This is a genomic window from Candidatus Eremiobacterota bacterium, from assembly GCA_031082125.1.
Taxonomy (GTDB): domain Bacteria; phylum Vulcanimicrobiota; class CADAWZ01; order CADAWZ01; family Ess09-12; genus Ess09-12.
Window position 1 is genome coordinate 91,453 of record JAVHLM010000027.1, and the last position, 25,437, is coordinate 116,889.

General features: G+C 55.1%; 19 protein-coding genes and 1 pseudogene. 10 read left to right on the forward strand and 10 right to left on the reverse strand.

The window, feature by feature from the left end:
• The first annotated feature begins 23 nt into the window (after positions 1-23).
• Positions 24-989 carry a GNAT family N-acetyltransferase gene (locus RDV48_24260; protein ID MDQ7825939.1) on the forward strand — a complete coding sequence of 322 codons (966 nt, stop codon included), beginning with the start codon at positions 24-26 and terminating at the stop codon, positions 987-989.
• Between the two features lie 103 nt (positions 990-1,092).
• Here RDV48_24260 and RDV48_24265 read toward each other — a convergent pair whose 3' ends face one another.
• The 4 genes from RDV48_24265 to RDV48_24280 all read right to left on the reverse strand — a co-directional run bounded on the left by RDV48_24265 (position 1,093) and on the right by RDV48_24280 (position 4,592).
• A complete protein-coding gene (locus RDV48_24265) occupies positions 1,093-1,524 on the reverse strand; it encodes a PilZ domain-containing protein (GenBank protein ID MDQ7825940.1) in 432 nt (143 codons plus the stop codon).
• A 178-nt stretch (positions 1,525-1,702) separates the two neighbouring features.
• Positions 1,703-2,383 (reverse strand): hypothetical protein, encoded by a 681-nt coding sequence (locus RDV48_24270; protein MDQ7825941.1) that lies wholly within the window; start codon positions 2,381-2,383, stop codon positions 1,703-1,705.
• Positions 2,384-2,504: 121 nt separating this feature from the next.
• On the reverse strand, positions 2,505-3,581 hold the full coding sequence (locus RDV48_24275) for a serine/threonine-protein kinase (protein MDQ7825942.1): 1,077 nt from the start codon (positions 3,579-3,581) through the stop codon (positions 2,505-2,507).
• Between the two features lie 207 nt (positions 3,582-3,788).
• Positions 3,789-4,592: a hypothetical protein gene (locus RDV48_24280; protein MDQ7825943.1), complete on the reverse strand. Its 804-nt coding sequence runs from the start codon at positions 4,590-4,592 to the stop codon at positions 3,789-3,791.
• Here RDV48_24280 and RDV48_24285 point away from each other — a divergent pair.
• On the forward strand, positions 4,575-5,009 hold the full coding sequence (locus RDV48_24285; protein MDQ7825944.1) for a hypothetical protein: 435 nt from the start codon (positions 4,575-4,577) through the stop codon (positions 5,007-5,009). The two genes, RDV48_24280 and RDV48_24285, sit on opposite strands and share 18 nt — an antisense overlap.
• Positions 5,010-5,014: 5 nt before the next feature.
• On the opposite strand, the gene RDV48_24290 is transcribed toward RDV48_24285, so the two are convergent.
• From RDV48_24290 to RDV48_24300, 3 genes and pseudogenes are all read right to left on the reverse strand, one after another.
• The gene (locus RDV48_24290; GenBank protein MDQ7825945.1) at positions 5,015-5,947 is read right to left on the reverse strand and encodes a hypothetical protein; all 933 of its coding nucleotides are present in this window, start codon (positions 5,945-5,947) and stop codon (positions 5,015-5,017) included.
• Between the two features lie 43 nt (positions 5,948-5,990).
• On the reverse strand, positions 5,991-7,829 hold the full coding sequence (locus RDV48_24295) for a hypothetical protein (GenBank protein ID MDQ7825946.1): 1,839 nt from the start codon (positions 7,827-7,829) through the stop codon (positions 5,991-5,993).
• A gap of 425 nt (positions 7,830-8,254) precedes the next feature.
• Positions 8,255-8,539 (reverse strand): annotated as a pseudogene (locus RDV48_24300) (type II toxin-antitoxin system PemK/MazF family toxin).
• Between the two features lie 255 nt (positions 8,540-8,794).
• Here RDV48_24300 and RDV48_24305 point away from each other — a divergent pair.
• The 8 genes from RDV48_24305 to RDV48_24340 all read left to right on the forward strand — a co-directional run bounded on the left by RDV48_24305 (position 8,795) and on the right by RDV48_24340 (position 21,007).
• On the forward strand, positions 8,795-10,438 hold the full coding sequence (locus tag RDV48_24305) for a hypothetical protein (protein ID MDQ7825947.1): 1,644 nt from the start codon (positions 8,795-8,797) through the stop codon (positions 10,436-10,438).
• Complete coding sequence (locus RDV48_24310; protein ID MDQ7825948.1) at positions 10,435-12,102, forward strand: hypothetical protein; 1,668 nt, start codon at positions 10,435-10,437, stop codon at positions 12,100-12,102. The genes RDV48_24305 and RDV48_24310 overlap by 4 nt, the downstream gene beginning before the upstream one ends.
• 424 nt (positions 12,103-12,526) lie before the next feature.
• On the forward strand, positions 12,527-13,705 hold the full coding sequence (locus tag RDV48_24315) for an ATP-binding protein (GenBank protein MDQ7825949.1): 1,179 nt from the start codon (positions 12,527-12,529) through the stop codon (positions 13,703-13,705).
• Positions 13,706-13,906: 201 nt separating this feature from the next.
• Positions 13,907-15,385 (forward strand): serine/threonine-protein kinase, encoded by a 1,479-nt coding sequence (locus tag RDV48_24320; GenBank protein MDQ7825950.1) that lies wholly within the window; start codon positions 13,907-13,909, stop codon positions 15,383-15,385.
• Positions 15,386-15,799: 414 nt separating this feature from the next.
• Entirely contained in the window at positions 15,800-16,756 is a 957-nt protein-coding gene (locus tag RDV48_24325; protein MDQ7825951.1) for an Rpn family recombination-promoting nuclease/putative transposase, read from the forward strand.
• A gap of 145 nt (positions 16,757-16,901) precedes the next feature.
• Positions 16,902-18,044 (forward strand): hypothetical protein, encoded by a 1,143-nt coding sequence (locus tag RDV48_24330; protein MDQ7825952.1) that lies wholly within the window; start codon positions 16,902-16,904, stop codon positions 18,042-18,044.
• 212 nt (positions 18,045-18,256) lie between these two features.
• Positions 18,257-18,841: a hypothetical protein gene (locus RDV48_24335; protein MDQ7825953.1), complete on the forward strand. Its 585-nt coding sequence runs from the start codon at positions 18,257-18,259 to the stop codon at positions 18,839-18,841.
• 147 nt (positions 18,842-18,988) lie between these two features.
• Complete coding sequence (locus tag RDV48_24340; GenBank protein ID MDQ7825954.1) at positions 18,989-21,007, forward strand: serine hydrolase domain-containing protein; 2,019 nt, start codon at positions 18,989-18,991, stop codon at positions 21,005-21,007.
• 68 nt (positions 21,008-21,075) lie between these two features.
• On the opposite strand, the gene RDV48_24345 is transcribed toward RDV48_24340, so the two are convergent.
• The 3 genes from RDV48_24345 to RDV48_24355 form a co-directional block, all read right to left on the reverse strand.
• Entirely contained in the window at positions 21,076-23,070 is a 1,995-nt protein-coding gene (locus RDV48_24345) for an IPT/TIG domain-containing protein (GenBank protein ID MDQ7825955.1), read from the reverse strand.
• Positions 23,071-23,542: 472 nt separating this feature from the next.
• A complete protein-coding gene (locus RDV48_24350) occupies positions 23,543-24,916 on the reverse strand; it encodes an ankyrin repeat domain-containing protein (protein ID MDQ7825956.1) in 1,374 nt (457 codons plus the stop codon).
• A 160-nt stretch (positions 24,917-25,076) separates the two neighbouring features.
• Complete coding sequence (locus tag RDV48_24355) at positions 25,077-25,367, reverse strand: hypothetical protein (GenBank protein MDQ7825957.1); 291 nt, start codon at positions 25,365-25,367, stop codon at positions 25,077-25,079.
• Positions 25,368-25,437 lie beyond the last annotated feature (70 nt).

Sequence of the window (25,437 nt, forward strand, 5' to 3'; positions counted from 1 at the left end):
GGATCCAGGAGTGCTATCCCCCAGTGTCCGCCAGAGGAGTTGAGAAGCAGATAGAAATTCGTGAGATTCAACAGGGAGATTTTCCTGAATTTCGCAGTATTATGCGGGATTTTTACCGCCATGCCGGCAACCGGATACCGGAAAATGTTGAAATGGAACTATTATTTACCAGGGCGACACACCGGCAAAGCAACCTGGTTTTCATTGCCGCCTTTGATAAGGGAGAACTGATTGGAATACTCTCTTTAACTTTTGGGGAAAGCAGCTATGAAGTGGCACCTTTTGCCTGGTGTGATGATGTATATGTCAATGAAAATCACAGGAATAAAGGCATTGGCAGAATGCTGCTCCAGAGAGCTCAAGAAATTGCCAAAAAGCGAAAGTGCTCAAGTATCCTTCTTGGAGTAGGACAGGATGAAATCGGGGCGCAGAAGTTTTACCAATCCCTCGGATTTATTGATCTGAACAGCAAGCTCATGAGCCTGCCGGTTGAGCGGGCAGAAGGCGAAGGAAATATTCATGTTCGTGCTCTCAATCCCGATGAACGCACCTGGGTCTCCCAATTCATAACCCACCACTGGGGAGATGAGCAGGTGATTGCTCGCGGGATCATATATTACCCGCACCAGTTGCCAGGCTTGGTTGCTCTTTATGACCAGCAAAGGGTTGGCTTGCTTACTTACCATATCGAGGGCGGGAGCTGTGAGATTGTAACTCTTAACAGCACAAAATCTTCCATGGGAATGGGAACTGCTTTAATTGAGGCAGTGAAAGCGTCTGCCCGACAGGAGGGGTGTAAGAGACTGTGGCTGGTTACTTCTAATGATAACCTGAATGCCTTGCGGTTCTATCAAAAAAGAGGATTTGAGCTGGTTGCAGTGCATAGAAATGGAATTACGCACATGCGCACGCTGAAACCTATGATTCCCTTGCGAGGTGCTGATCAAATCCCCCTGAGGGATGAAATTGAACTGGAAATGCTGCTGTAGCCTCATTACCCATCTTGACCTGTGGCACATCCCCCACAATGAGCGCTTACCCTCCCCACGATTTACAACTGGATGCCTCCCCTGGCTGAGGTATGCCCGCCGCTTAGAACAGCGTGTTCTCGGGATCAAATCCGCCGAGACCGAACTTATCGATGAATTTCTCGAAAAACCTCGCGTCCTCGTCGCTTATGGAAATAAACTCAATGCCGCCCTCATAGAGGGACTTGCCGCGCATCATCCTGCTGTCGCACCATACGACCCGGCCCTTGGCGGAAATCGTGGGAAAATGGGAACGGAGCAGGATCTTCATCGAGATAATCTCGCTTGCAAAAAGCTTCTTCGTGGAGACAAACTTTATCCCGTGCACATTCACATTATCCGTCATTATCTGGAATGGATCCTGGTGCTCCCGGCTCTGGCAGCTCACTATGAGGAGCATTTTGATACGCCTGAGATTTCTCTTGTTGGTCTCATGCTGAGAGTCCTGGGCTTTCGCCGGGGCAGTCACTTTCTGTCGTCCAAATAACGGCCACATAGTATCACCAAATAACGGCCACATAGTATCACTCTCTCATTTAAATTCCCTCACTTTTATTGTATCGTGCAGGGCGGAATTGCAACACCTCCAGATGGACTATCGTGAATATGCCATTGGGACTATCGTGAATATACCATAAGAACTATTGAGAGTACCTCACATGATGGCCCCCTCTCTAATAGCACTCGAAAAGGCCTTCTTTGGAGCCATATCCCATATATGAAGGATATCCGCGCTCTCCCGGCTTCTTTGCCCCGCACCCCCTGTCTATCCCGCACATCACGGTATAGGCAGGGACCGCATTGTCCACAGTGTATTCATAGTGCAGCAGCACCCGGTATTTCTTTTCATAATAAAGCCTGTCGCCATCTTTCAATGGAGAGGTGAAAGGGGGAAGCTCTTTGAAATAACCGGGTACAAGCTGCTCGAGCTTCTCGGGATATGTTCCCTTGTGGTCGGCGGCATACTTTTCCATCGCATCTCCCACTTTTTTCAGGCTGGACTTTGCATAGACCACGTGAGAGGTCCCCACCGGGCGTATGACCATGACGCTCCCCCAGAGAAAAAGTACCAGAGCGAGAGCCGAGAGAGCGAAGAGCCTCCGGGGGCCTGACAGGGCACGAAGGGAGGAGGCGCGGAACTCCTGCCTGAAAAGCATCCTTACGGTGACGAAAAAGAGGGCGATGATGAAAGAATCCACCAGCGACTTGGAAGGCAGGTCGGACCCGCCGCCCCTGAACAGGCCCGCCGCTATCACAAAGAACCCGTCGGCATAAAAATGCCGCTTTTCGTCAATGAGCGCGTAGTCCATGACGAGCAGGATCACTATCAGCCAGAACAACAGCCCTTCGCTCACGGGAAGGTATATTCTTGTTCAGCCGTATCAGGCATATCCTGTGCCTGTTTGAAGCAGGAACAGGAGCACCGTCAGCATAAGAGCGTATCGCTTCATTTCAAGCCTCCACCATGCTTTTCGCCTATGGCCCGGCAGAAGCTCCGACGCCCGGGGCCGTGCCGGCCGGGGCGGGCCAGAAGAATCTCACCGCCAGGGTGGCAATTGCAAGTGCCGCGATTGTTGCGAGAAGCAGTTTATCCCCTGTGACAAGAAAGGGGAAGACCAGAACCTTGAGCACTATGCCGAGCACCACGAAGATCGCCACGGGGGGATCCTTTTGAAAGGCAGGCCATCCGGTCAGCGGCGGTGATGAAGCATATGAGGGGGCGGGCATTGCGGGCCTTCCCAGGGCGGCCTCCTCAAAATACCCTTTCATCTCGGCCGCGGACTGAAAGCGCCGTCCGGGGTCCTCGTCAAGGCATTTTTCGAGGGCCTCTTCAAGCCACGGGGGCACGGCGGCGTTGAACTGCGTCACCGGGGGGAACCTGAAGGCGAACTGTTCGGGGTCCTCGCCGGTGAGCAGCCAGTATATGGTGACGGCCAGGGAATAGAGATCGCTCCTCCCGTCGGTCTGCCAGGTCCCGTACTGCTCCGGGGCGGAGAATCCCGGCGTCCCCATCACGAAGGTGTCGCGGGTCTTTTCAGGCGCGAAGAGGCGCGCAATGCCGAAGTCAATGAGCTTCACGCGGTTGAGTTTTGTGACAAGGATGTTGGAGGGCTTGAGATCCCTGAATATCACCGGCGTGGGCTGCGAGTGCAGGTACTCAAGAATGGAGAGGATCTGAAGCACCCAGGGGGCAAGCTCCCGGTAGTCGAAGGGCCTGCTCCGTGCCTTGGCGATAGTGTGAAGGTTCTCCCCGGCGATATACTCCATTGCCAGGTAGTGGCGCTCTCCATCGCTGAAGAAGTCGATGATCTTCGGCAGCCCGCCGTGATCAAGGCATTTCAGGATTTCGGCCTCTCTCCTGAACATGGCGAGGGCTTCCCTGCGCTCCGCCTCGCCCGCATGAAGGGGTGCCATTTCCTTCACCGCGCAGCGCTGCCCCGTCTCCCGCAGATCATCGGCACAATACACGACTCCCGCAGCGCCTTCGCCGATGACCTTGACAATGGAGAACCGCTCGTTCAGGACCGTTCCGGCAGAGAGCTCGTGGTGCAATGGATCCCCTCCTTCCCCATCATATATTTCGGCGCTTTCTCCGCACTTCCTTCGCAGGCGCCTTTCTGGCATAATCACCCCGGTCCTCTTGCTGTCAGGCGGGCAGGGCCTTCAAGCCCTTTTCATAGACCAGGAAGGGATCTCCTTCTGAGAGGGAACCGAAAATAAAGGTGAGGTCGTTGGGCGCCCGGACCTTGATGGTGAGGGTCAGGAGGCCGTGGAGAAGGTGCAGATGGCAGGCATTGCAGAGCGTGATGAGGTTCCAGGAATCATCGGTGTCGCCCTGGGAGCGCCTGATGATATGGTGGACATGGAGGTTGCGCCGGCATCGGCAGCCTGGCAGCGGAACCGGTCACGCTTGAGAATTCTGTGGTGATGGGCCGCTTTGTGGAAGGTCCCCTCGGTGGTGAGGTAGTCCGTCATGAGGGCGGCAAGGAATCTCTCTTCCGGGAGGACATGGGCATCGAAAGGCTGGCTGAGATCGTGCCGGGTTGGATCAGTCTGGGTGGCCTCTGCCTGCGCGGTGAGGTGCAGAAAAGCCATGGCAGCGATGTTCCACAGGTCATAGAGCTCAGCGGGGAGGAAGAACTTGATCATCATCGATCCTGTTGCTGCCGGTGAGGGGTCTTTTACAGAGAGGATGTCCACAAGAAAAGTCTCCTCGGGACTGGCGCCCTGGGGCATGGTGCAGATCTGCCTGACTTTTTCGGCACTCTTTTCGCTCGCACACAGGACGGAATTTTTTTCAACTTTCATCTGGGCCTCACAGGCGAGCATTTCGTCAACATCGCTGAAATTGTTCCATGGCTTTTCAAAGCACCTGTCGCGGGCTGCCAGCAGATCTTCGTCACCTGATGAGATTTGCCACGAAGAGCAAAGTGAGGGGCCTGCATACCACGAGCCGGTCCTTATGAGTTCCTGCACCTCCGACGCGGTGCGCCCTGACATTGAGAGATGCTCCACGGCAAAGGACGCCATGGAGCGGTAGCCCAGATGGTCAGCTCCTTTCATCTTGAGATTCACGAGAAGGCCGCCAATGGCGAGATCAAGCGCGAGGCGGCCGGCGGGCAGCCGCCTGTCTTGCGGCGGGCGCGCTGCAGGGCAGGACTGCTTTTTATGGAAGTTCCATTACCTATGGATATGCAGCCTCAGAGAAGAAGCATGGCGATACCGCAGAAAACCTGGTTCATCATCTATGCCGTATGGGCTTTCATCGTGCTCATCCTTGTTTTCATCAGGAGCGGAATTGATACGGCAAATTGTACCCATGCGATGAATTTTCTTCCCTATCTGCTGGTAAGGGAGGATATTCACCCCCGCCTGAGCGGGTGGCAGAAATACGTGATCCCGCCCTGTGTCGTAATACTGATTTACCTTGCGGGGGGAGCGCTGATAAAGCTGGCGGGATCGATGTTCTCATTGAAATAGGGGCTTTACTCATCGGCTGAGGAATGGCCCTGGAGGGAGGGATACTTGAAATTCTGCCTCTTCAGGGCGGAATAGGCATCACGGGGGGACTGGAGCTCGCCGGCACGCACCTTGGGAAGATCAATTGAAAGACTCCAGGCCTGCCAGGGATCCATTGTGGACGGGTTGACGCGTCGTGCAGGCGAGATTCCCTTGGTGGCGCCTATGGAGATCCACTCTTTCTCTCCCAGGGCCGTGGCCTGCTCCGGGCCCGGTTCAGGGCTCGACTCGGGGCTCAGCTCAGGGCTCAGCATGGAGTAAGGATTCCGCGCCTTTTTCGCCAAGGTCTGAAACTGCGCCTCTCCCCTCCAGCAGAGGATTCGTGTGTCTCCCTTGGGCGACACGGAGATTTCAGTGGACCCACTGCCGGGCTCCACGAGAGCGCGCGGCGTCTCCACGCTCACCCTCACGCACCCGGGATTGTCAATCCAGAGCCTCCCTTTCCCCATCCTGAGCCTCAGAAGGATGTCCCTGGAAGTGCCGGCTTTCTTCATCGCATCGACGGTAAGCCTCGTATCGGCGCCCATGATGAAGTAATATTCGCTGTTCACCGAGATGACGGTCCTGGGGCAATTGCCCGAGATGAGAGTGTATCCTGTCCTGATGAGCTCCCCTGGCAGAAGGTGGGATCTTTCCAGAGTCTCCTCCTTGAGGACCATGGGAACGCCGTCACTGTAAGCAAGCACCAGTTTCACAGGGAGCTCGGTGACTTTCTGCCAGCCAAAGATTATGAGGGCCAGCAGGGCCATGACGAAGAGAAGAAGCGGCAGGATTGATTTCGGATTCCGCGGGCGGGCAGGAAGCACGGGGCTCCCGGGCGCAGGATATTTGGCATGTGCAGACGCGGCTCCCTCAGGATGCTCCGTCATTGACTCGTCGGGAGACGATGGCTCTTTCATCCCTGGTTCCCCCCTGGAATGGTGTATTTCTATAGCCGCTCCTTTAGTCCTCTGCAACACCGCAAATGCCTTCTGCTTCCTGCACACGATTGAAATCGGGGCCTGTCCCTTTCGAGAGGTGGAATACGTCGCCTGTCACCGTGACCAGCTCCAGCCTTCCCCCGTGCTCCGGGCGGATTGACGCCACCTCGCCGGGCGGCAGCAGCACGAGGCCCGTCTTTATATCTCCCTGGACCACCAGGCGCGGCAGGCCCTTCGCAAAGAGCGGGCCATCCATGGCTCCGTAAGGGATTGAGGGACTCGGTTCAACAGGTGCGGGCGGGGCTTCCGGCAGCGCCCGGCGGGCGGAGGTCATCCCTTTTTCGCCTTCCAGGAGGCCGCGGCACACTTCTTCGAGGGCGCTCCATATTCTCTCATGGGGCCACAGGTCGTCGGCATGGATCCCCCTCGGCTTCCCCTCGATGCCGCCTCCGGCCTCCATCCACTTCCTTATCTTGCCCCTGATGGCTTCATGAGGGCTTTCGACCTGATAGCTCACCTGCCTGATCTCTTCGGCGCTGAACCTTGAAGGAACGACAAGGTGCCTCACCGAGGCGGCCTTCACCCCGTAGCGCTCAAGCTGCTCACGGAACATCTCAACGAGGAGCCATCCGAAGGGATCATAGTCCACCAGGCTCACCAGGTGCACGGGATCGCTCGGCTCAAGCCTGCCCTTGAGTGCATCGCAGAAATATTCCGTCGGTATCCACGAAGGGTTCCCTCCCAGTATGACCGCCGATATCCCCAGCCTCCCGCCGGCCTCATGGAGCACTTTCGAGAGACTGTACTTCTCTATCACCAGCACCACCCGGGGGTGCTTCTCCCCGATGCATCTCAGGTCGGGCCTCACATCCTCGAAGCCAAGGTCGCGGTAGGTGAAAAAACGGCGCTTCGCCGAGAGCTCCACGAGGGTCCTGAGGAGGAGGGCGTACCAGTAATCGGTTCCCGTGGCGCCGGCGCCCATGACGCTCACCTCCGGCCCGTGAGCAGGGCTGATGAAGGGCCAGAGGGGTGAATCGGCGGCTATTCTGAAAAGCTTTTCACGCGCTCCGGGAGCTCCCGGCGGCCCGGGAATCTCCGGGGAGGGGGCTCCATCAGGCAGTTCCAGGGAGGTGAGAGTGCCGGGTATATTCAGGGATGCGGCGAAAACCCCTGCAGACGTGAGGCCGAGCCTGTTCAGCACTACCAGCAGGGGGCGGTAGAGGAAGCCGCGGGGTGTCGTGACCTCGTAGGAGGGCTCACGGCCTGCGATCCTGTAACGGTAAAGCTGCCACAGGAGATTCCCTGTGAGGCGCTCCACATCGACTTTTCCGCTATCGTCAAAGCACCGCCGCAGCTCTCCGGACTCCATCCTGATGAGCTCCACGTTATAGTCCCTCAGGCCCTCTTCCCAGAGAGCGCGGTGAAGCTCCGGGAAAGGCTCTACATGATAGAGGTGCGGGAGCCCCAGGGCATCAGCTATTTTCTTTCCCATGGCGGGATGCACGCGGACACGCAGGGGCTCGGAGCCGCCTCCTGATCCTTTCTGCGGCACGCCTGAGTCCAGCGTGAGCCAGTAGCACTTCTCCTTCCGCGTCCAGAGGATTGACCTGAGCCTCATGGCATTGAGCCATGTGCCCGCCCCGGTGCAGATGAAAGGCGCTCCCTCCCCGAGGAGCTTCAGGGACTCGCCGGCATAGTGAGCCCTGTAATGGACGAAAGAGCCTTTCAGGGACATCCAGGTCACTTTCCCTGCTTTTCCCTCTATCAGGAGCCCCTCGTCACGGGAAAGCTTCACTGATTTGCGCGGTCCCACAGGGAGGCTCACCTGAAGGCATGGAGTCAGGGCTTCCTTCTCTCTCATAATCCCTCCACTCCTCTCTGAAAGGTGAATTCCTCCGCTTTTCCTCATTTCCTCCCTGCCGCGGGAACTGCCTGGAGCCCCCCCTCCTCTTCAGAACCGGAATCGAGAGGCCAGGGGAATTCTCCCGGCCTCCCGGCAGTCTCTCCCCTGTATAATTATGGTCAGCACCGATGTCCGGCAGCGCCGGGAAATGCGGTGAAGCGATGGACTCACGGGAAATCAAAGAGCTGCGGTATTCGTCACAGCCCTTCCCGTTTCTTCCCGAATAGAGGTACCCTTTCTTTTTCAAGGCCACACAGGCTCTCCCATGCATGTCAGCCGCGGCCCTTATCTCAGGAGGGGCAACAGAAGGTGTACACCTTTCATGACTGAATTCCGCCATACTATCGGCTGCAATCGATACCTGCGTCCATGAACCCCTCTCTCTAAAGGCAAAGGAGTATACGAAGACGATCTTCAACTGATTTAAAAGTATCGCTTGATATCATGCCCAGTCGCTTTGAAAGTCGCTCTTTGGAGACAGACCGGATATCTTCGCATTTGATGAAACTCTTCACGCCAAGACCGCCTTCCGGGGGTTTGACTTCGACATGAAAGGGAACTCCCTTTGCCTTGCTGGTCACAGGCAATAACACGACAAGATCGGCCGGCCCATAATTGAACTGGTCAACAGATATTATAAGGCCAGGTCTGATTCCCGCTTGTTTCCGGCCTTTTGCAGGGCAGGAGCCATAGGGATACGATTAGTCTGCGCTCCTTCCCTGCTGATTAAGCAGCTCTCTCACCGCGCTTCTCCATGAAATCTTTGGACTTTTCCTGAAATATAGTGTATACTATTCTGCGGAGGCCGGGGAGAGCCGGAATCCCGCTTCCCGCCATTCGGACCCAGGCCCGGGATTTTCCGGGAAATGCCATCAAGTTCCGGCAAAGCCAGATATACTGTCACATCGAAAAGGACAATTCATATGGCAAAAATATTTCTGTTGTCGGTGCTCTTGCTGCTTTTCACCGCAGGCACTCCCTTTGCCGCCGAATGGGTTCTCCGTGACTATCCAGTCAATACGGACGAAATCTCCCGGGGCGTGAACAGCCTCAACGCGGAGCAGGGCCTTATTCCTGTCGGACTTGGAGCGGTCAATGACAGGATACACGTTCACTATGTGTCAAACAGCCTGATTGGAGCCACTGCGTGGAAAATTGACGTGTACCGATCGGTGGACTCCTTTTTTGCCGGTCTCGACAGGCATGTGGCAGAAGGGTATACCCCTGTCGATCTCACCACCTCGGGGGAAAATGTCCTGGTCCTTTTTCTCAAGATGAGGATAAGGACAAAAGGATGGAAGTGGATTACCACAAAGATTGACGGCAAGGAGGTCTCTGAGGGCATAAAAAAGTTCGTCAGCCAGGGCTATATTCCCGCCGGTATGACCATTGTCTCCGGTGCCTTCGGGATTCTTCTGATTCAGCCCGTAAACTGCAGGCTTCTGGAATGGCAGATCGGTGCCTATTCGAGAGATGTGAATGCCGTTGAGGCAGGTGTCCGGAAAGAGCTTGAGTCGGGCTTTATTCCCTTCGGCTACCTGGCGGGAAATGCCAACACCAATATCATGCTGGTCAAGGTCGAGATGACCGATCAGCCGGCGGCGCCCCCCGGCGGGGCTCAGCCGGCGCAGGCCTCCGGCAGCGGGCGGAAGCCTGCGTCAGACTCAATGAGCCCTGAAAAGCTTCTGGTGGATATCTGCGGCTTTATCGAGCTCATGCGCGAGAATCCCGGGGCCGCGGGAAATCTGTTCATGACCGCCGAGGCGGAGATCGGCTACGCCGACATGGTCAGGGTGTGCGGGCCGGCGCTCAGGTATTTCGCCCATGGAGCCATTCCCCTCATCTCATATCAGAGCGACGCGGAAGCTCTTGTCGGGCTCTATCATCCCTGGACGGATACCCTGATGATTACCCGGTGGCGCGCCGAGAGCACCGGACCGAGAATATATGACGTGGAGCTTGTCACCGGCGATTTTATGAGGCAGGGCGGCGAGCCTCCCTACAATCTTCAGCCTCTCTGGCTGCGCTCGGAGGAAAAATTCCCGCCTGAAGCGGTGCGTAAGATGACCGCCGAGACAAGCGCCGCATTCTCCGAAACCTTCGACAGGGCCGCTCCCGGCCTCTGGAGGCATGAGCTGCGGGCACTGAGAAATCCCGGGCTTCTCGCCGCCGACATGTGCATTGCGGCAGGCCGCATGAAAGCGAGCCTCCAGTCGTTCAAGGCTCTGCTCCGCGGCTCTGACCACAAGGCGCTTTCATCGGAGCTTGAAAAGACGATGAGCCGCCTTCATGCCAGCCAGTATCAGCAGGTTCTGAAGGAAGCCGCAGCGACCTCGGCCAGCTCCGCAGGGGTGATCGCAAAGTCGTCCGCTTCCTTCTGGCAGCGCGCGCAGCTTATGGCCGTCAGGGCCGATAAAAAGAGCGGCTTCATTTTTCTGAGCGCCCCCGGCGTGCCCTGGCTTTTCACTTGCCTTTACTTTGAGAGCCTGTCGGGAAAAATGACTCTCAGCCGGATCGAGCTGCTCAACTTCCCGGTAAAAGACGCCTTCAGCGAGGTGAACAAATGATGCGAGGCACACGGAGCGAATCAGGAACCCCCGGCAGGATGATCTTTCGTGCCTTCATTCTTCTGGGCCTTGTACTATGTCTCTGCACCGGCTCTTCAGCCGAGGAGCCCGGCACATGGGACAGGCTTTTCATATGGGCTGACAGGCCCGATGTGCTAAAGACGGGAGATTTACTGACGCAGGACGGCATATCAGACGGCTTTGAAACAATGGCCGGGTATATTGACGTGCAAATCAGCGATGCCGGGAAAGCCCTCGAAGGAATCGCCGCGGGCAAGCGGGTCCTCATAGAAGGGAGCGCCAGGCTTCAGAATACCATGACAGTGCTTGTAAAAGAGCTGGATCAGGTGAAGCAGTCCAATTACCGGGACTACCATGCGGCCAGGGCGGCCAATCCCGGCCTCAAGGCGTACGATTGGTTCAAGAAGGCTGACGCCCAGTCAAATATGAGCGCCAGGGTCCAGTCGCTGAACACTCAGATCAGGGATGTGAACAGCCGGATCATGGCGAACACCCGGGCTCAGGGAGACCTTCTGATGAAAGAGCAGGCGGTGCAGAACTCGGGATTCTTCGGCAGGGCAAAGGGAGTCCTTCAGGCAGGCAAAGATATGTTAAAAGCCATGGATATTGCCGGGGCTTCGGGGCGGATTAGCGGCGAGTTTTATGAAGCGATGGAGGGAACCACCACCTTTCGAAATGCTTTTGCAAGAATGGTTGAAGAAGGCGGAAGGATAAAATCTGTGGGCATAGGAGCGGCGGGAGGCGCGGGGGCCGGTGCGATGATGGGACCGGGGGCGGTAGTGGCATCACCGGTCCTCGCCATAGCCGGAGGAGCGATAGCCTCGAAGATTTACGCCGCGACCGCAGGCAATTCCTTTGAGATAAACAGGCAGAACCAGGCCGACCTGCTCGCGAGGGAAAAATATGCCGCCGATGCCGAAAAGCTCGCGGCTCAGAGGGCGGCGCTCAGGGCGAAAAGAGAGCAGGAGATTATTGACAGAAGGCTTGCCTCGCAGGCAAAGGGGGCTCAATACGAAGAGGACAGGAAATACCTGGCCGCCCTGCGGGCACAGGTAGCGGCCTTTAACGAGCGCACTCGAATTGAAGACGAGGCCCGGCGCAAAGCTCAAAGCGCCGCGCCGCCTGCAGCAGCAAAACCGCCTGCGGCAGCAAAGCAGCCTGAAGCGGCAAAGCCGGCAGCACCGGCAGCGGCCAGGTCCGGGTCATTCCAAAAAACCTATACCAGGGGATCGAATCAGTTGTCCATCACCGTATCCGGCATTGAGCTTCTGAGGGAAGAGAAGGAAAAAAGCCATGACTGGGGTCTTGAAGGCGGCCATCTGTACTTCGCGGCGCCCTCTTCGCAGAGCACCGTGACGGTAAGCTACACCGTGTCCGCCCCTCATGAATATGACACCGCTTCAGCCAAGGCGGATCTTGTGGAGCTCAGCAAGGATTATGACACAATAAGGAGCTCTTTCGCGGTTGCCGCCAGTCCCAAGCACAAAGGCCCCGGCTCATTCACCGGCGAGTTCAGCTTTACTGTGGACGCCGGCAAAAATATCCTGCACTATCTGATATCAACTGATACCGGTGTGAACGGAGAGGTAAGCCTTTCGCTTTATTTCGTGTCAGCGGAGAACCGGCATTATCTTGACAGGTGAGGCGCAGGCTGCCACCCCGACAGGAATGGCGTGGAACCCCTCCTCTTCAGAACCGGAATCGGGAGGCCAGGAGAATGTCCCCTGTTCTCCTCGTGTTTTGTCACTGTTCATTTTTATAAAGACCATATCTTTACACTATCATTTCGGAGCTGCATAACGCCAAGCATCCCTCTTTCATTTCTAGACCTTGAACCCGGCTTTTTAAGAAGCCGTTCTATCACATCCCGTTTTGCCTCATAAATATCAGTGGCATTATAGTGCTCATTTATAAACCAAAATCACCGCATCCAATTCTTTCTTGAGACTTAAAGCGCCCAGTCTTTGCCCTGGCTTTAATTTGTCTGGTAGAGCATGAAAGAATTATATGATACTGTAGTATAATATATTGACATTATATACGATAATATAGTATATTATAACAAGAATGGATGAGTTGTTTTATCGGTACAATCCTTGGTGGGAGGCCCGGTACCAGACCGAGAGCTTCATAGAAAGACCCGCCCTTCTGGAGGCCATGAGAAAGCATCTCGGTACCGGGCGGATTGTCCTTCTTACCGGCCTGCGCCGCGTGGGGAAGACAACCCTCCTGAAGCTTTTTGTCAGGCATCTCATGGAAGAAGAGGGTATCAAGTCCGGAAGCCTCTTTTATATCAGTCTCGACGACTATCTTCTCTCCAGAAAGACAATCCTGGAGCTGGTCGATGACTTCAGGAAAGTCCGGAGACTCCGATTTGCGGAAAAGGCGTACCTTTTCCTCGATGAGGTGGCATACAAGGAGGATTTTGAAGTACAGCTCAAAAACCTCCAGGACAGCCAGAACCTTCAAATCTATGCTTCCTCTTCCAGCGCCTCTGTGCTGAGGGGGAAAAAGCCCTGGCTCACCGGCAGGAGCGTCATCCTGGAGGTGCTCCCGTTGGATTTCAATGAATATCTGCGGTTCAAGGGGATCAAGGTTGCCAGGAGCGATTCTCATCTGATTGAGGGATATTTTGAGGAATATCTGAATTCGGGCGGAATTCCGGAATATGTGCTGCGCCCGAACATCGAATACCTGAGAGAACTGGTGGACGACATCATATTCAAGGACATAGCGGCCTTTCACAATCTGCGGAATACGAGGATTCTCAAGGAGTTTTTCCTGCTTCTCATGGAGCGCGCCGGAAAAACGGCAAGTATCAACAAGATGGCCAGAATCATGAAGATTTCTCCCGACACCGCAAGGAGATATCTGGATATGTTCGCCGATACTTATCTCATTCACCTTGTGGCGAGGTGGGGAAAAACCAATGAGAGGATTCTCTCGCCGAAGAAAGTATATGCTGCCGATCTCGGTATCAGGACATTATTTACAGGCTTCCGGGACAAAGGCAGCCTGTTCGAGAATTATGTATATCTGAAGCTCAGGGGCCTCAATCCCTGCTATGTCTGTCAGGAAGGTAATGAAATAGATTTTCTTACAGAAAACAACGATCTCCTTGAAGTCAAGTACAAAGGCAGCCTTGGAGTGAGGCAGCGTGCGTTATTTGAAAGCTTCAAGGCGAGAGGGAAATATCTTATTCTCGGTAATGGAGGCCTGGAGGAGTACCTGGCACTCCCCTCCTGAAGGCATGGCGGCAGCAGGAGTAATCGCGGCAGTTCTTGAAGGAATGGCAGCTCTCCGATATGATGAAAGCGCTCAAGACCCTGGGGAACAGTAAAGGGAATTATCGGCAGGCAGCCGCTCTATCAATGAAAACATCGATCCCTCAAGCTTAATCAGCGCATCTTTTTGAGAGGGAGGGAAAAGGGAAAAGCCCGAGGAGTTATGGATGCCGGGAGAATAATAGCTGAAAAGTACAGAATCATCGAGATTCTTGGCAAGGGCTCTTATGGGACGGTGTACCTCGCCGAGGAAATCAGTCATCCGGGAATGCGGCGGGCTCTCAAGGAAATAGAGGAGTCCAGGATTCCCCCGGAGGATCGCAATCACCTGCTGGATTTATTAAGGCGGGAGGCAGAGCTGCTCACCCGCCTCAGGCATGCGGGCCTTCCCTCCGTAACGGATTTCTTTTCCACCGGTGATCGGCACTATCTTGTCATGGAATTCATTCCCGGAAAAAACCTGGAAGAAATCAAAGCATCAAGAAACGGCATTATAGAGTGTGAAGGGGTCTTTAGATGGGCACTTCAGCTCGCCTCAATCCTCGAATACCTCCATAATCACAAGCCGGAGCCCGTTATATTCCGCGACCTCAAGCCGTCCAATATAATGCTTTCTTCGGCCACTTACATGATAATGCTCGTTGATTTTGGAATTGCCCGGTACTTCACTCCCGGAAAACTCAGAGATACCCAGTTTCTTGGAACGCCGGGCTTCTCTCCGCCGGAACAATACGGCTCAGGCCAGTCAGATCAGAGGACCGACATATATTCCTTCGGAGCCACCTTGTATTTCCTTCTGACAGATCAGGACATCGCCCGGTATGATTTCAAATTTCCCCCGATCACGCAAATAAATAAAGATGTTCCCCCTCTTTTCGGAAGGATTATCATGAAATGCCTTTCCATCAACCCGGGAGAGCGCTATCAATCGATGACGGATATTCTGAAAGATATGAGGAGAATTACTTTTGAGGCACACTCACCCGATTATCTCAAAGAAACAGATAAAGAGAAGGAAGCATTGAGCAGAGTGCTTTCAAAGTTCTCTTTATCTTTTTATCCTCATGGTCTTTTTGCTGATGCCACTCCGCTTGATGATCTGGAAAGAATCGGCATCTTTTCAACGGCGGAGTTTTCAGGCCTGTTCGTCGATTGTTTCAGAAAAACTGGAGATGTAGTGATGTGCCAGACTGTTGCAATAGTAACCCTGGAGGGAGTGAATTTCCCGAGATTCCTTATGCGGGGCGAATCAATAATGGATATTAATGTTTTCGGGGAGGATCTTGATATCGATTTCAAGGAGAGCCCACGTTTTTCAAAGAGCTTTTATGTCACAGGCCCTGACCGAAAAGCCGTCGAGAGTTTTTTTCGCCCTGAAATCGTAGAGGCATTTTCAGAGAATCCGATGAAAAACCTCGTCAAGCTCTCTTTCAATATGCTGCCGGGAGCATACTGGATTGTGGAAGCAAAAGGCCCGGACATCGTCTTTTATTGTGCCGGAGTACAAGTCCCGACAAATTCGCTTGAGAAGTTTGCTGAATATGCCCGGAAGGTTCTGCTCCCCTTCGTAAACAAAGGAATACAGTCCCGGCCTGGTATCTGGCCGCTTGAAGCCGGGCATCGATATGAAGCTGAATTATGAAGCGGCTCAGTTATTTGATGAGAGCACGGCTTGCATGCCTCAGGATGCCGCATCCATATGACCCCGGCATAGAATGTCACTCCCTGTGAAACTCTCCCCTGCACTCCTTTTATAGCAGCTCTCGTATGATCAGGCACAGAAACGAGCAGCATTGGTCTCCCTGCCGCCCCCCCCTCTTCAGAACCGGAATCGAGAGGCCAGGGGAATTCTCCCGGCAAACAGAAATTGTCTGTTCTCTGTGCCTCCATGCTCCATCGCTTTCTCCGCTTCGTGCAAATACCGCGCCACAGTGTTCACATTCTTTTCACACAAAAGCCATTTTTTCTTACCTTTTCTCAACATTACGGCAATCTCTCCCCGCTATAATTATGGTCAGGATGAATTTCCGGCAGTGCCGGGAAAGGCGGTGAAGCCATGGACTCAAGGGAAATCAGAGAGCTGACCACCATAAGCCTCAGGAATGACATCATCTTCAAGTATGTCTTCGGCCACGAGAAGAACGAGAAGATCCTGAGGTCCCTTCTCAACGCGATCCTGCATCTTGAGGGCGATCAAAGGATCATATCCCTCACGTTCCTGAACCCGGCCAATCTCAAGGAATATCTCGACGACAAGTTCAGCACTCTTGACGTGAAGGCCTCAGACGAGACAGGGAAGCGCTATAACATCGAGATGCAGGTGAGAACCTACCGCTCATATATCGCGAGGGTCATCTACTACCACGACAGACTCTTTACCGGTGATATTGAAGAGGGCGGAGCTTACGATAACCTCATGAAGTCCATATCCATATCGATTCTGAACTTTCGGCTTTTCAGGGAGGAAGGGGATTTACACACCATTTACCGGTATGCTAATATTAAATCAAAGAGGGAGCTCACGGACCTGAAAGAGCTTCACTTCATCGAGCTTCCTAAGTTCAGGAAGGAGAAGCCGAGGTACCTTCGGACCCGGTTCGAGAAGTGGCTCCATGTGCTGAAGTTTGGCGAGCACTATGCCTTTGACCCCGGGAAGGTTCCCGAAGTGCTGAAGAACGAGGAGGAGATTCTGATGGCTATGAGGGAGATGAAAAAGGCGTCATCGGACAGAATGGTGAGAGAGATGATGGAGGTCCGCGAGAAGGCTCTTCTTGACGAGGCCACGCTGCGTATCGAAGGTGAGAGGGAGGCCATGGAACGGGGCATGGCTCAGGGCATGGCTCAGGGCATGGCTCAGGGTATCAAGCAGGGCAGAGAAGAGGGCAGAGAAGAGGGCCGCATGGAGCAGGTCTGTGAAATTGCGCTCAGGATGAGGAAGCAAGGTTTTGATTCCCGTACCATAGCCGATCTCACGGGCCTCTCTGCCGATGAGCTGGAAAAGCTCAGCTCCTGACGGGCCTCATCGCCTCCTCCCGGATCTTACTCCGCTCTGCGATAGTATAAAGGGGCAGTCTCCGCGGAATTCTTCGGAATCGAGAGGCCAGGGGAATTCTCCCGGGCACCATGAGCTGGTATAACTCCCTTCAAGGGGTGATGGGATGGGAAACAGACCCGCTTGTGTGCCGCGCCTATGGAGGCCGGGGGCAGCTGTAATCAAACTTCCCCGCATGCAAAAGGAGCAGAAGACCTTTATACGATTCGCCGCACAGTCACCCATTCAGGCTACGGTGTATGAATGTGAGCGGCTGCGCTGTAATCTCTGCGGCTCCAACTCATCGCTGCGGTGGGGCGATCATATATTCGCAGCCTTTTCTTTGGTAAATAATGAAAACGCATTTGTAGCACCCTTTAATTTCTATCCCCGGAGTCAGATTCCCGATTCAAACGAGCTTGACATTGTCTACTGCGGCTGCTGTTTTGACACAGGCCTTCTTCCCCTGGGCGGGGATGGAAACTGTGCGACAGTCAATGATATTGAAGGGATTCTTGCCCATGAAACACAACATATTATGCGCTGGCTGAGAAAAGTGTACGAATCCGGCCACCCTTATTTTCCAAGCTCACAATTCGATACACTTGTTCTTGATGCTCCTCTTAACGAGGGTCTCTCCATGTATTTAGAGTGCATGGTCAATCGAGGTTTTCTCTTCGGCGATGTTTTCTCCAAGGAGTTGAGGATTTATGACCTGCGAAATATTCTCTCAAGGAGTTATCGAGGCTCAATTTTTGGGGGAAACAATAATCCCGGTCTATATTCCTGTGGATTACTGCTGATGTTCTGGCTTGCGGACCATTACGGTCTGGAAGATCTGGCAAAACTGGAGCTGCCCAATGGAAAACTTGCACAGCAGAGCCTGGAAGATGTCACCGGGGAGGTCAACAGGAATACCTTTATGAAGTTCTCGATGGCACAGGCTCTCTCGGCAGAGACAGGAATTAATCCGGAATATCACTTTACCTCAATAGACCTCTCGGGTGCTATCGTTTATTACCGCCATTGGGAAAAGAACTACGGGCTGTTCCCTGCCGCAAGCACCATATCCACATATGATTCCTGGCTTGGCTGGGATATTACGAATGCCGGCCCCTGTGACATGAACCAATACTCTGTCCGAGAATGGGCTGTCAACCACCTGAGGTTCTATAATGGAGCGGGTAACACACTCACCATTCCTCTGGCAGGATTAATTCCCGATCCTGACGCAGGAGGAGAATTCTTTGTGAAGGTTCTCATCAAGTAGTCGTCCCTCAATCCTACGGTCGTCGTGGGAACAGGCTCCGCGGGCATCAACAACTTCATCAGCCCCTTGTCGTCAACAGGGACCGGTATCATTGCGGCTCCCTCCTCCTCTGGAGTGTTTCAGGCTCTGAGCGCTTGAAAGGATGCTTGAAATGTGTTTCTTTGCATGGTATAATCTTGGGAACACTAATGGTTTTCTGAAGGTGGGGGATTATGAGGCTGAATCATTCATTCGCTTTTCGCTGCTTTCCTTTCCTGCTCGCTTTCGTCCTTGCGGTAGCTCTTTCCGGGGGCTGCGGCTCCGGAGCATCGGGGGGAGCCGGAGGATGGCCGGGAGGAGGGAACAAGGGAGCGAAGCTCGTCATAACCCTTCCCTTTCCCCAGAAGAGCGACAGGGGTGTCCTGAAAATAGAGGGAAGCCTCCGGGGAGACTCCACCCGCTGCCTGCTGCGCGAGATACCTGCAGGTACAGTCTATTTCGCCATCTATATCTCTGAGCGGGGTACCACAGAGAATGCCGTGCCTCCTCTGCGGGTTGACAGGCCGGCTTCCGGGGCTGCCGCAACGGCGGTCATTGAGAATGTTCCCCTGGGATGGAAGACAATCAGGATCCTGGCGGGCAGCGCCTCAGACGAGGCCCTTGCCGAAGCAGCCTTTGACATAGATGTGATCGCCGGCAACAACCCCGAGATCACCATGGCGCTCACGCCCACCATGTCCCCGCTCCCCTCGCCGTCACCAATGCCCGCGCCGACGCTCTCTCCCTCGCCCTCGACGGGAGCGGCTTCCCATGCATAGCCTTCCATGACTTCACTGCCAAGGTGCTGAGATTTGCCCGTTACTCTGAGTGAGGGACAGGAACCGGGGAAAGAGGGTTTTTCCGGCACTGCAGATAATCCCCCGGAACGAGCCCCCCGGACAACCCGTCGTGAAGGAGAGAAGACCATGAAGAAAAGAACCGCGGCACTGATGCTTGTTATCTCGATGAGCCTCTGCCTGGCAGCGGCCTGCAGAGCTGAAAGCGCTGAAAGTCCCGCAAATGACCCTTATCAGAAGGCAAAGGTCGCCGCCCGCGAGACCCTGTGGAAAGCGATAACCAACGGGCAGGGAAGCGGCGCCACGGTGGCCGTGATGGACAACGGGGAGATCGTCTATTCTGAAGGCATCGGGGTCAGGGACAGGGCGCAGAACAGCCCCGTGGACCGTCACACCCGCTTCAATATCGGCTCCACCAGCAAGATGTTCGTCTGCACCGCCGTGCTGCTCCTTGTGGACGAAGGAAAGGTGGGCCTCGACGAGAAAGTCACCCGCTATATTCCCGGGTTCACGATGAAGGATGAGCGGTATAAGGATATCACCGTGAGGATGCTCTTCAACCATTCCTCGGGCCTCCCGGGCTCGACATTCTATTTCAGCTACCGCCCCTCTCACGACATGCACGAGATCCTGCTGAAAACCCTTGCCGACGCCTCACTGAAGCACAGGCCCGGCGCCATGTCGATGTACTGCAACGACGCCTTTACCCTCGCCGAGATCATCGTGGAAAAAGTCTCCGGCAGAAAGTACCTCAAGTTTCTCCAGGAGCGCATTTTCACCCCCCTCGGCATGCACGACACGGGGGCGAGCATCGGCGAATATAAGGGCGCCGACAGGGCAGAATACTACGACGCGAAGACCGGGAAAAAATACCCCCCCGAGGTGGTCACCGTCTATGCCGCAGGCGGCCTCTCCTCGACGGCCGAGGACCTCTGCCGCTTCGGCAGCAGCTTTACCGCGAAAGGCAGCAGGATCCTGTCGGAAGCTTCCCTCAGGGAGATCAGGAGCACACAGCCGACGCACTTCTCCGGTAGGCTGAAATCCCGGCAGATGATGAGCGAGCTCGGCTGGGAATATACCAGGCTTCACCCCTTCGACAGGAAAGGGATCCAGGTGATGGGCAAGGGCGGCAACACCATGTGCTACTCGACCAACCTGCAGATAGTGCCTGACCAGGGAATCGTCATCGGCCTCTCCCTGTCGGGCCATGCAAATGGCGAGGCGCTGACCCGCCCGATTCTGGACGCCGTCATGGAGGAGAAGCAGCTCGTGGAGCCCGAAACGAAGCGCGCCTCAAAGCCGCCGTCTCCGCAGCAGATCCCCCCGGAGCTTTCGAAATATGCCGGCTTCTATGCGGACGAGGACAAAGTGGTGAAACTGATCATTGACCGCAAGGGGAGAAAGATTGACCTCTGCCTTCCTGCCGCAGAAAAAAAAGCGGGCGCGCCATGGAGCGAGCCTCTCTTATCCTTTATCTACCACGACGGGTATCTGTACAACACCGAAAATGAGCTTCAGTGCTATCTGACCACGATAGAGGGGAAGCGCTACCTTGCCCGCCACAGGATTCCCTCCTACGGCGTCGATATGCTGCTCTTCCAGAAGCTCGAGCCTGTGAAGAGGCCCAAAGCTCTCAAAGCGCCCGTGGACGGCAAAATCTGGCTGATGCGGAATGTGAGGCCTTACGTGCAGGCCGGCACGGTGGGGCTGATCACCTCGGCGCTGTACAAGGATTTTCCGGGATACGCGGACTTCTGCGGCATCAAGAAGATAGAGGGCCCCGGATCTGCGGCCATCGCGGCGACGTGCTTCCGGGATCAGACGGCAGTCGCCCTGATGAACCGCAATGGCGAATGGTGGGCCAGAGCCGGCATGTACCTCCTCTCGGAGGCTGATCGGGCGAAAAAGGCCGCACGCGGGGTGAACACGGTGACCATAGGAGCCGATGGCTATAACGAGTGGCTCAATGTGGCGAAAGGCGCCATACTGAGCTTTGAAAAGCCTGAAGAGGGGAGAGTCATCGTGGTGAGCGACGACAAGGTCCTCTTTGACAGCGTCGTTGACCGCGACGAGCTCTACGCGCCGGAAGGGAGCTTCGTCTTCTGCGCCGCCCCTCCCGGCGGGATCTTTAAAATCAGAGCCAGATAGAGGGAACCAGCGGTCTCCGTTGCCGGAGACCGCCTGTCTCACCGGGAGCCTTCTCCGGCGCTCCCCTGTCACTGTTTCGACATGGTGAAGGTCCCTTCATCACTCCCGGTGAAGGTTCCGCTTACCGATGTCTCGCTCTCGGCGTACGTTCCGGTGCATAGCATTGTCGCGCTGCCTACCTTGAGAGTCATGGAGAGCGAATTGCCCTGCCGTGTTGCGGTCACTGTGCCGGTATTGCCGAACATGGAGCCCGTCAGCGTGCAGGTCCCGCTCGCCGAGGTGTTCTGCCCGTCCCATGTTATGTCGAGAGTAAAGGTGCCGCTTGTCGAGGAATATTTTGTGGAGGTCCAGGTGCCGCTCCATTTTTCACCCCCTTCTGAAGAGCCGCCGCTTTCCATGAAATATACGAGGGCGAGCTCTCCGGCCCGGGGCATGATGGTCCAGGAGGAGGGAGCAAAAGAGACCCCCGCCTTCGCCGCAGTGATTACCGAAGACACATCGGGCGTCATTGTCATCCAGAACTGCGGGCTCTCGTAGGTGATTGCCACCGTCTGCGTGGCGCTCCAGTCAATAGTCGTATAGGTGCCGGCTGCGCTGTAGCCTGTGGAGAGCGCGGAAGGACTGCTGGACACTGCTACGCCTCCCATATAATGAGAGCTCTTATCCCACACGAAGCCGCAGAGAAGGCCCTTGGTGAGATCAAAATGCGGCTCCTGCTGCATCTCTGATATCTTGCCCATATCGCAGTCAAATCCGGTCAGATCCCGGGAGGTGAGGGAAAAGTATAATCGCATGGGAAGATACTCTGCCGTTGAAAGCAGAATGTTTCCTGTCCCTTCAGGGACCTCGGTGAAAGAGTAATTCCCGCTTGCATCGGTAGTGGTGGTCCTGACGGCGCCATTCACGTCGGTCAGGGTGCATGAGACGCCGCTCAGGGGAGGGTGAGGATCCTTGTTGGAGCGGATGGCGCCGCTCACCGAATGTTTTGTTGCCGGCGACGAGGACTTCGCGAGGCTGAGGGTGCCGGCGTCGGACCCTCCCGGCCAGGTGGCGGTATAGGTGCACGAGAGCTGCGTCTCATCGCTGTTGTAGGTGCCGGTGAACTGCACCGTCTCTTCGCCCAGGATCGCGGTGCCGGAGAGGGCCTTGCCGGAACCTCTCGATACCGTGACGGTCCCGGAGCTGTAAGGAGTGCCCGTCGCCGTGCAGGTCCCGGTCGCCGAGGTCTTCTCGGCGTTCCAGTTCAGGGCCATCGTGAAGGCGCCGCTTTTCGTGGTGTCCTGCGTGGAGGTCCATGTGCCGCTCCAGTTCTCGGCCGCCGTCGAGCCGCCCCCCGCGGTGTAGCTGTAGCCGGCGCTCGCGCCGTTCTGGTTTGAGAAGAGGGAGACCGACACGGCGCCCGACATCCCTGAAGGGATGGCGCACACGGCCTGGGTCCCGCCGGTGAATGTCACGGTCATCTGCTTCGTGGTGCCGAAGGTCACGTAGCCCGAGGTGCCGAAATTCGTGCCGGTGATGGTGACGCTCTGGCCCGCCGCCTGGCCTGCGGGAAGAATGCCGGTGATCTGCGGTGTGACCGTCGGCTGGGCGGGGGTCACGCTCGCTGACGATGAGGCCCCTGAGCTTGACGAGGAGCCGTCAAGGACTTTCACCACGCTGATGGTGTAAGTGACCCCGTTCACCACGGAGCTGGGAATGAGAAAGGTGATATAGGTGTCGCTCCAGCTCACGATATTGGAGTCGGGAACCCGTATCGTAGAAGCGGTGGCAGTGCCGGGGACCAGCTCAACATAGCTCGCGTAGGTCACCCTGGTTCCCGTGTTGGTGAGGCCGAAGCCGGTGCCGCTGAGGGAGCATGCCGCTCCCGGCGCCACGCTCTGCCCCGAGAGGGAGCAGTTCGTGACAGTGGGCGCCGAGGTGGGAGTGGGGTTGTTATTAGTGTCGTTATTGTAATAGCCGGAGGGAGCGCTGCTTCCTCCGCCGCCACCGCATCCGCAGTGAAAGAGCGCGCACACCAGCGCCACGATGAGCAGCCCATGGATATCTGCATACCTTTTTTTCATGGAAAAACCTCCTTAGTGATGGAAATGATCAGACCTGAGTCAGGAAAGGCAATGAATGATAAAGATAATGCATCCCCCCATTTCACAGAGCGTGACTTCTCACTCAGCAGAGATATTTGTCTTGCGGCTTGTTCAGGTATAGTGGTGTGTCGTGCGTGGTGCGGATCAAGCGGTGGTGAGTGCAGTGAAATTCCTTATATTTGCGCTTCCGCGAATTTTTCCTGCAAAGAAAAAAAATTCAGATTCCACGCTGAGGATCCCGGAGGGCTCCCCCCCGGAGAAAAAGCTCTGTGGTGCGGCGCGAGGCCAGGGGACATTCTCCCGGCACACAAGGGATTTTCTGTGCAAAGAGACACCTGTAGGGAAAATCCCAAAACTGTTTGCTGGAAGAGGAGAATGATCCCCTGTCCTCAGAGCGCCAGTTCCTTCAGCTTTCAATCCACGCCCCTGCGCGAGGGGCGACAACGGACATTCACCGTGCCCCGTGACTTGTCAGCAGGCTCTCCATATCCTTATTGCCGAACTTTCTGGCCCATCTCAGCGGGGTATAACCGGTTTGATCCTTCACATTGATATCTGCGCCCTTTGAGAGGAGAAATTCCACTATCTCCTTGTGGGCTTTCAGGGAAGCGCGGAAAACAGGGGTCTGGAGCCTGTTATCCCCTGCATTTACATCGGCTCCCTTATCCACGAGAATCTTCACGGCCTTCAGGCTGTTATTCGCGCCCGCAAGGTGCAAGGGGGTGCTCCCTTGGCCGTCTTTTGCAGTGACTGCAGAGCCTTTTAAAATCAGGTATTCCACAACCTCTTCGTGGCCGCCGGCAGCGGCCCAATGGAGAGGAGTTCTCCCCCAGCTGTCTTTTTTGTTGCTGCTTGAGGGATCCTTTTCGATATAATGTCTGATTTTATCGATATCTCCAGCTTTTGCCGCATCGAAGACATCCTTTATCTGAGCTCCTCTGGTGCACAGGAATACTGCAATTTCATTGCAGCCTGTGTTCGTTGCCATGGTGAGAGGTGTGGTGCCTTTAACGTCCTCGGCGTTCACATCAGCCCCCAGTGAGACGAGGAGCTTGCACATTTCAAATTTATTTCCGTAAATGGCTCTGTGAAGCGCAGTAAATCCATTGACTGCCTTTCCGTTCACGTCACCGCCTTTTTCTATGATAAGCTTCACGGCATCCACCTTACCATTACACACCGCATGGTCGAGAGGGGCAAAATTCTGAGAATCTCTCGCGTTGACCAGGGCCGGTTTTTTTTTGAGCAGGTCCGCAATTTTGCTCAGGTCGCCCTGTCGGGCGGCAGTGCAGAGCGGCCATACTTCCTGTGCGGTTTTCTCTTTTTTCTTATCTTCCTTGAACCTGGCAAGCCTGTCTTTATCTTCTGAGGAGATTGAGGGCTGATCGGGGCCGGCCTGGCAGCCTTGTATATAAGCGAATCTGTGATTTAATCCCGAGCAGCAGAGCATGTAGGACCCGGCTCCTTTATTGAGAGCAGAGCCAGCCACATATCCCCGTGAATAAGTATCAACTCCCTTTCCCTTCAACCTGCCGAATCGGAGAGGACCTATGCAGAATGCGTGCAGGGTATTCCCGTTACAAAGGGGAATGGATTTCAGGTAAGCAGGCGTCAATTCTGCCAGTGACAGAGGATAACTTCCCTCGTGGTCCTGCGCATATGACTCCAGGGCAGAAGCGATCTCCATGATATTGCGGCTGCAGTGAGAGTAAGAGCCGTGACTCACATTGGCTATCCAGCCCTGATGGAGCACAATGATAATTAAGAGAAAAAACAGTATCACGCCTGTTACGATTATTGCCATAACGACTTTCGCTGCATTCATCGTGTGACCCACCTCCATTATCTCTTTCTGCCTGGAATTAATCGCCCTGAAACTCTGCCTCTCATGCTCTATTCCCATTTTATGGAAAATCAGGCAGTGCGTTCAAGAATAATCTTTTTGCACTGCAAATGCGCAAGAAAGGCTTGTTTTCACATATTCTTCAGCCACTTGAAGAGACCTTCCAGTGGAATCCGGGGGAGCCTTTGGAATTCATGGCAAGAGCATCGTGCGCCTCTATGAGTGCGCCGAGCGCGCCGTAAAGGAAGAGGTTGTCTCTCACGCTGTACAGCGCAGGCGAGAGGAAAGGGACGGCCGGAACAAGGAGGTTATTCTTTTCCCCGGGAGCTCTCTTCATCATGACCATTATATTCCTGTCGGCTCTCATATGAAATCCTGAAGTGCGGGCTTTCAGCATATCCTTATCGGCCAGGAAGCGCAAGACAGATTGCATCTGCGCAGGACTCATCAGGCACGGGGCATTCATCCTCCTTTCTCTTTTGCCTTTTCACCGCTCTTCGCCA